Raw genomic sequence first — 7,336 nt, 5'->3', positions numbered from 1 at the left:
GAAGGCTGCCCAAGGCAGCCTTCAGCTCTGAAAAGGTTTTACCGGACACTAGTGACGCAGAGCGTGGGAACGATCAGCATCTTTTGCTTTTAATCTTCTTTCTTCATTAGTCCGGCCAGCGCAGCAAACGGGTTATGCGTCGCCTTGGCGATCTTCGGCGTACTCAGCGAGCCTTCGTCGAAATACTGCTGATCGGTATAACGCGAATGCTCGTTGTCATGGCAATACAGGCACAACAGTTCCCAGTTCGAACCGTCCTGCGGATTGTTGTCGTGGTTATGGTCGCGGTGGTGCACGGTCAGTTCGCTCAGGCGTTTACCGGAGAACTCACGGGCGCAGCGGCCGCACACGTGCGGGTACATCTTCAAGGCCTTGTCGCGGTAACCCATTTCCTTGTCGCGCTGGTTATCGGCAAGGATGCGGTCCAGCTTCGACGTGTTGGTTGGGGTGGACGAACTCATGGGTTCACCTTTGTAAAAGACTAATGACGGTTATGTGTTGAAGTTTAGCCTAGCCCTTGAGCTTCTCGGCAATCCAGATGGTGTGGCGGGTGCCTTTGTTGCCGTGGGCGAAGACTTGCACTTCCTCGGCCTTGAAACCGGCCTTTTTCAGCTTGTCGGAAAACTGCCGGTCAGCGCTGGCCGACCACACCGCCAGCACGCCTTTTGGTCGCAGGGCCTTGGCGCAGGCGCTCAGGCCACCGGCGGAGTAGAGCCAGCTGTTGGCTTTCTGGGTCAGGCCTTCGGGGCCGTTGTCGACGTCGAGCATGATTGCGTCGAAACCCTGCGGCTCGGCTTGCAGCACCTTGGCCACGTCTTCCATGCGGATCACCGTACGCGGATCGAGCAGCGGGTTGCCGGCTTTTTCCCCCAACGGCCCACGGTTCCACTCCACCACGCCGGGCACCAGTTCGGCGACCACCACTTCAGCCGTCTTGCCCAAATGCTTGAGCGCCGAGGCGAGGGTGAAGCCCATGCCCAGGCCACCGATCAATACCCGCGAATTCGGCCGGCCGGCGACCTTGCGGCAGGGAATTTCGGCCAGGGCATCTTCGGAGCCGTGCATGCGGGTGTTCATCAACTGCCCGCCATCGCCGCCCTGAATCTTGATGACGAAGTCCTCGCCGTATTCGAACAGGCACAGGGCACCGCCGTTTTCAGGAATGGGGGTGGTGTCGAGCAGAACGAAACGTTTCATGAGGCTCTCTTGGGGAGAAATTGACAGACGGAAGAAGGCAAACGAGCACAGTTGGGAGTAGCCTGCAAATGACCACAAGGCCAACGGAGCCATTGATGAAGCGCACCATTCTAACGGTCATTGCCCTGGCCGCGCTCTCGATAACTGCAGTGCAGGCCCAGCAGCTGCAAACCATCCCCACCAGCCCCACGCCGATACCCGGTTCACCCGGCACCGCCACCCCGACGCCGTACCCGCAGATCACCCCGACCAGCGTGCCCAAGGCCGGTTCCGGCAGTGGCGGGCCACCGTTGTTGCCGCCGATCGAAATGCCCAACCCGCCCAAGGACCAGACCTTGCCGGGCCTTGAGCCGAGCACGACCAAAATCAAAACGCCGGGCGGTTAATGCGAGAGCAGTTGCCCGTCGGCCATGCGCAAGCGTTTGGAGAGGGAGACAGCGAGGGCGCGGATGATCTTGGCGGCGATTTTTGGCGCGTCGTTGAGCATCTTTTCCAGGGAGTCCTTGCCCAGGTTGAGCAGCTGGCAATTGCTCGCGGCCACACAGCTGGCTGATCGCCGTTCGCCGTCGAGCACGGCCATTTCGCCGAACGCCCGCCCGCTGCGCAAGGTGGCCATGGTCACCCGTTGCCCTTCGCTGTTGGTCTTCTGCACCGCGACCTGGCCGGTGTGGATGATGCACATGAAACTGCCGGCATCGCCCTCACGGAAAATCTCTTCGCCTTCGGCGATGGTGCTGATGCTGAAGTAACCCGAAGCCGCCACGAAGTCCGCCGGCAGCAGTTGATCGAACAGGCCACAGTCCATCAGCCAGTCGCGAATTTCTTTGTTCAGTAAGGTCGGTTCTGACATGTCGTCACGGTCTTTTTTTGTGTCTGTTGTGTTCCGGACACCGACCCCTTGTAGGAGCGAGGCTTGCCCGCGAAGGCATTCTCACAGCCAACGTTGATGTTGAATGTTATGGCCTCTTCGCGGGCAAGCCTCGCTCCTACAAGGGGCGGTGTCTGGCGTACTGGTGTTAAGACCGGGACGCCGGGCCAAGTTCCTCAGGCAATGCCTAAAACCTTCAAAACAAATGCGTATTCGAGGGCTACGTCACGTAATCCCTGGTAACGACCGCTCATCCCACCATGCCCGGCGCCCAATTCAGTCTTGAGCAACAGCGGGGTGGTGTCGGTTTTGGTCGCGCGCAATTTCGCCACCCACTTGGCCGCTTCCCAGTACTGCACGCGACTGTCGTTGTAGCCGGCGATCACCAGCGTTGCCGGATAGGCTTGCGCGGTGACGTTTTCATACGGGGCGTAGGCCTTGATCCGATCATAGACGTCTGGCTCTTGCGGGTTGCCCCATTCGTCGTATTCGGTGACGGTCAGCGGCAACTCCGGGTCGAGCATGGTGTTGAGCACGTCGACGAACGGCACTTCGGCAATCGCCACGCCGAACAGCTCCGGCCGCTGATTGAGCACCGCGCCGATCAGCAGGCCACCGGCGCTGCCGCCACTGATTGCCAGCTGCGATGAGGTGGTGAAGCCGTTGGCGATCAGGTGTTCGGCGCAGGCGATGAAGTCGCTGAAGGTGTTGTGCTTGTGTTCCTGCTTGCCGGCGCGATACCAGGCTTCGCCCAATTCACCGCCACCGCGCACATGCGCGATGGCAAACGCCATGCCGCGATCCAGCAGGCTCAGGCGGGCGTGGGAGAACCACGGGTCGAGGCTTTCGCCGTAGGCGCCGTAGCCGTACAGATAAAGCGGCGTCGGCTTACCAAGGAATTCGCGCTTGACCACAAAACTGATCGGCACTTGCGTACCGTCCGGTGCTGTTGCCCAAAGCCGCTGGCTGACGTACGCATCGGCGTCGAACGGGCCGAGCACCGGGGTTTCCTTGAGCACTTTCTGCTCGCCGGTGGCCAGAATCAGTTGGCGGATTTGCGCCGGACGGTTCAAGGCCTCGTAGCGCAGACGGATTCTGTCGCTGATAAATTCCAGGCTGTTCTGCACATGCAGGCTGTAAGCCGCATCCGGTAATTGCACGCGATACGGCACCAAGTCCCGTGGGTAGACTTCGATGATCGGCAGGCCTCCTTCGCGCAGGCTCAGGGTCATGGCCTCGGCGTTCAGGCTCATGCCATCGATCATCACCGTTTCGCTATGGGGAATCAGGTTCTGCCAGTCGGCTTCGGTCGGCGTGACGCCGGTGTCGGCGGCCTGGTACAGGGCGAAGTTGATCCCGTCGCGGTTGGTGCGGATCAACCATGTCCACTCGCCATCGAGCTTGCCGTGGTCAACGTCGTATTCATGTTCTTCGACCCGCGGCGCCAGGCAGGTAAAGGCCTGATGTGGCAGCGAGGCGTCGAGCGCCCAGACTTCGCTGGTGGTCTTGCTGCCCAGTGACAGCAGCAATTGCCGTTCGGAACTTGAGCGGTAGCAATGCAGGAAGAATCGGCCGTCCGGCTCATGGAACACTTCTTCGGCGGCGGTGCCGTCCAGTCGATAGCGGAACAGTTTGTGCGGGCGATGGGTGTCGTCGAGTTCACCGAAGAACAGCGTCAGGCTGTCGTTGGCCCAGGTCATGCTGCCGTCGCAGTCCTGGAACTCCAGTTCGCTGACACGGCCGTCGGACAATTCCTTCACGAACAGCGTGTAAATCTCCTCGCCCGAGGAATCGATGCTGTAGGCCAGGCGCTGGTGGTCCGGGCTGACGCTGAACGCGCCCAGGGAAAAGAAACTGCCCTTGGCCAGCACGTTCGGATCGAGCAACAGGAGTTCCTGGCTTTCGTCGATGTGCAGGCTGCCATCGGTCGGACGCGGGCAGCGGTAGTGGCGGGCATATTCGTCGCCGGCCGTGGTGCGGGTGTAATACAGGTACGGGCCCCAGGGCGAGGGCAGCGACAGATCGGTTTCGAGAATCCGCCCCTTGATCTCTTCGAACAGGGTTTCGCGCAGCCCGGCCTGATCGGCGGTTTGCGCCTCCTGATAGCGGTTTTCAGCTTTCAGGTAATCGAGCACTGCGTCGGTGTCGCGCTCCTGCAGCCAGGCATACGGGTCATCGCCGCCGGCCTTGTGGGCAATCGGGGCGCTAGTGACGTTGGCGGATAAGGGCATGAATGGCTCTCGAACAAAGTACGGAATAGGGGCTTCGCAATCTTTGGAAGCGGGCTTGTGTGGCGAGGGAGCTTGCTCCCGTTGGGCTGCGAAGCGGCCCCAAAAAAGGAACTGCTGCGCAGTTCAACGGGAGCAAGCTCCCTCGCCACAGACAAGCCCCCTCGCCACATCTGCCGCTCCCACATTGGGACAAGCCTGATGTGCGAAAAGTCGTTACTATAAGCGCCTCTGTGCGACACGCGTAGCGTGTCTCCAAGACTTCGAGGTGTAGAGTCATCTTGAAGGGCTTCCGAAAGGAAGCCAAGAGCTTGGGTACCCAATCCCAAGAAACAAAACCCTCCCAGAAGTCCAATGCCTTCAAGGACTTGCCGCAGCGGCGGTGGCAAACTCAAGGTCGATTAGCGCTCGGTGGCTCGACCGCAGTACTGGATTTTCCGGTATTGGAGCGCCTACTACACATCAGCCCTATTCAGGGCTAAACCCATGCGGGAGAGAATCCCCGCTGGGGTTCCCTCCTGCTTTTGAAACAGGAGGTAACAATTCTTTGGGCATGCTGCTTCGGCAGTCCCTGTTCACATCAAACCGGAGACATGAGCGAAAGCTCTGTCTGTCATTGTTCAGCCATTGCCTGTTTGGAGTGGCAGCGGACTCGTTGTGCGACCAACGATAGCCTAGGAAGACATGCGTCACTGGTAACGGTGAGGTGTGAAGCTCTTCTCACAATGTAGTCCCCATCAGGGTGTGCTTTTGCCGCGAGGCAAAGCATAGATGCTCGGAGCAGTGCCGGGTTGAGACGCTAGGCTGGTTGGCATGGGTAACGTAAGTAAACTGCTGATAAACGCCGTGATTATAAACAAGCCAAAACTGCTGTCAGGCTTGAGCCAAAAGGCACGTGGTCGGATACCTCTGTAGAGGCTTGAGGTACGTCGTCATAGGACCATCGGTGAAAAGGCAGGCCCTAAACCAATCGTGTGACAGGCAGGGAACGTGGTAAGCCCGTATGGCTGCCCTTCGGGCAGGTGAACCGTAAGGTGAGCTGTTGGCTGTGCGGGTATGGGATCGCAGAGAAAGCGAAAGCCGGGCTGTAATGGCTCGGATAGGGGTTGGGACATTATCCCACGGGAAACCGGGCAGACTTCTGCGTGGTCTTTCGTCGCATGAACTCTGAGTAAACCTGTCTCAATGAACGTAGAGGCCCAGCTGTAACGGACCTTTTATTAATCTAGCCCTGACGGGAGCGTCCATTCCCGTCAGGGGATGCGTACGTCTTTCGCTTGGGGAAACTTGAGAGGAAGGCAGCATGTTAGAACATAGCCAAATGGCCGTGTCTGCGCCTTCCGGCGCTCCGCAGCACTGGCATGACATCGATTGGTGGCGTGTCCAGCGGAATGTCCGGGCGATGCAGATACGGATTGCGAAGGCTTGTCGGGAAGGCAACTGGCGCAGGATGAAAACCCTGCAGCGGATGCTGACCCGCTCTCGCTCGGCCAGATACTTGGCCGTACGGCGAGTCACTGAAAACCAGGGTAAGCGCACGGCGGGAGTCGACCGCGTGCTCTGGGATACACCCGATGCCAAATGGAAGGCAGCAAATGGGTTGAAGCGCCATGGATATAAGCCGCGGCCTTTACGACGTGTGTTTATTCCGAAGTCAAATGGAAAGGAGCGTCCTCTGGGCATTCCAACCATGACGGACAGGGCTATGCAGGCGCTGTATCTGCTGGCTCTGGCGCCTATTGCAGAAACCACGGGTGATCCAAATAGCTACGGCTTCAGGATCGAACGCTCTACGGCGGATGCGATGGGGCAGCTGTTCGTTTGCCTGTCCAAGAAGGTTTCGGCCCAATGGGTTTTGGAAGCGGACATCAAAGGCTGTTTTGACCATATCAATCATGACTGGCTAATCGCCAACGTCCCAACGGACAAAGTGGTTCTCCGGAAATGGTTGAAAGCTGGTGTGATTCATAAAGGCCAGCTACAGGCAACGGATGCCGGTACGCCACAGGGCGGGATTATCTCGCCCACCTTGGCAAATTTGGTGCTGGATGGGCTGGAGTCACAACTCAAGCTGTACTGGGGGGTGACAAAGGCCAAGAAGCTGAAAATCAATGTGGTGCGTTATGCGGATGACTTTGTGATAACTGGAACCTCGCGAGAGGTGCTGGAAACTGAAGTCAGACCTTGGGTAGAGCAATTCCTCGCGACGCGTGGATTGCAGTTGTCACCCGAGAAAACCCATGTCATCCATATAGAAGAAGGCTTCGACTTCCTTGGTTGGAATTTCCGCAAGTTCGATGGGAAGCTTCTGATCAAACCGAGCAAGAAGAACGTCAAGGCGTTTTACTGCAAAGTGAAGGAGGTCATCAGCACCAACAAGACGGTGACGCAGGACTATCTGATAGGTCTGCTTAATCCGATCTTGAAAGGCTGGGCGTTGTATCACCAGCCAGTAGTCGCCAAGCAGGCGTATAGCCGCATGGATAACCAAATATTCCATGCTTTATGGCGTTGGGCAAAACGGCGGCACCCTAACAAATCGCTGGAGTGGATCAGGAAGAAGTATTTCCTAAGTCACGAAAGTAAAAACTGGGTGTTCTCCACCGTTGTGCTGGAAGAAAGCGGGACAAAACGGACGATCGCGTTGTATTCGCTAGCGGATACGCCGATTGAGAGGCACAAGAAGGTGAGTGGGGAGTACAACCCCTTCGATCCTTCAATGGAAGAAATGGGTGAGACGCTGCGTATGGCGCGGATGCTGAACAAGCTGAAGTACCGCAAGCAGATTTTGAGCCTATTCCAGAGCCAAAAAGGAGTGTGTCTGCTGTGCAAGGAACCGATTAACAAGGAGACGGGATGGCATGACCATCACATCGTTCATCGCTCCCAAGGCGGTGGAGACACCTTGGATAACCGAGTACTATTGCATCCAGTTTGTCACCAACAGCTTCATAGCCGTGGATTGACAGTGAACAAGCCGGCTCCGCGAGGAGCTTACTAAAGACTTGAGCCGTATGCGCTGAAAGGCGCACGTACGGTTCTT

Annotated in this window: 6 protein-coding genes; 2 read left to right on the top strand and 4 right to left on the bottom strand. The window is 57.9% G+C overall.

Features of this window, described 5'->3' with window-relative positions:
* Window positions 1–89: 89 nt before the first annotated feature.
* Window positions 90–461: a YajD family HNH nuclease gene (locus AC1RO5_RS30230; protein ID WP_007898702.1), complete on the bottom strand. Its 372-nt coding sequence runs from the start codon at window positions 459–461 to the stop codon at window positions 90–92.
* A gap of 49 nt (window positions 462–510) precedes the next feature.
* The gene (locus AC1RO5_RS30225; protein ID WP_007898703.1) at window positions 511–1,197 is read right to left on the bottom strand and encodes a spermidine synthase; all 687 of its coding nucleotides are present in this window, start codon (window positions 1,195–1,197) and stop codon (window positions 511–513) included.
* Window positions 1,198–1,292: 95 nt separating this feature from the next.
* Here AC1RO5_RS30225 and AC1RO5_RS30220 point away from each other — a divergent pair, with 95 nt between their 5' ends.
* On the top strand, window positions 1,293–1,583 hold the full coding sequence (locus AC1RO5_RS30220) for a hypothetical protein (RefSeq protein ID WP_493179380.1): 291 nt from the start codon (window positions 1,293–1,295) through the stop codon (window positions 1,581–1,583).
* Here AC1RO5_RS30220 and AC1RO5_RS30215 read toward each other — a convergent pair.
* Together AC1RO5_RS30215 and AC1RO5_RS30210 are read right to left on the bottom strand one after the other, a co-directional pair.
* On the bottom strand, window positions 1,580–2,047 hold the full coding sequence (locus tag AC1RO5_RS30215; protein ID WP_096479667.1) for a cyclic nucleotide-binding domain-containing protein: 468 nt from the start codon (window positions 2,045–2,047) through the stop codon (window positions 1,580–1,582). The two genes, AC1RO5_RS30220 and AC1RO5_RS30215, sit on opposite strands and share 4 nt — an antisense overlap.
* A gap of 194 nt (window positions 2,048–2,241) precedes the next feature.
* Window positions 2,242–4,296 (bottom strand): S9 family peptidase, encoded by a 2,055-nt coding sequence (locus AC1RO5_RS30210; RefSeq protein ID WP_493179378.1) that lies wholly within the window; start codon window positions 4,294–4,296, stop codon window positions 2,242–2,244.
* Window positions 4,297–5,596: 1,300 nt separating this feature from the next.
* On the opposite strand from AC1RO5_RS30210, the gene ltrA reads away from it, so the two are divergent.
* Complete coding sequence (ltrA, locus tag AC1RO5_RS30205; protein WP_493179376.1) at window positions 5,597–7,294, top strand: group II intron reverse transcriptase/maturase; 1,698 nt, start codon at window positions 5,597–5,599, stop codon at window positions 7,292–7,294.
* Window positions 7,295–7,336: the final 42 nt, after the last annotated feature.

This window comes from Pseudomonas sp. GW822-FHT02G04, assembly GCF_058802085.1.
This window is presented reverse-complemented; position numbering and strand designations above follow the sequence as displayed.

Bases quoted from the DNA above. Each gene is read 5' to 3' on its own strand.
- AC1RO5_RS30230 (WP_007898702.1), bottom strand. From the start codon at position 461: ATGAGTTCGTCCACCCCAACCAACACGTCGAAGCTGGACCGCATCCTT.
- AC1RO5_RS30225 (WP_007898703.1), bottom strand. From the start codon at position 1,197: ATGAAACGTTTCGTTCTGCTCGACACCACCCCCATTCCTGAAAACGGC.
- AC1RO5_RS30220 (WP_493179380.1), top strand. From the start codon at position 1,293: ATGAAGCGCACCATTCTAACGGTCATTGCCCTGGCCGCGCTCTCGATA.
- AC1RO5_RS30215 (WP_096479667.1), bottom strand. From the start codon at position 2,047: ATGTCAGAACCGACCTTACTGAACAAAGAAATTCGCGACTGGCTGATG.
- AC1RO5_RS30210 (WP_493179378.1), bottom strand. From the start codon at position 4,296: ATGCCCTTATCCGCCAACGTCACTAGCGCCCCGATTGCCCACAAGGCC.
- ltrA (WP_493179376.1), top strand. From the start codon at position 5,597: ATGTTAGAACATAGCCAAATGGCCGTGTCTGCGCCTTCCGGCGCTCCG.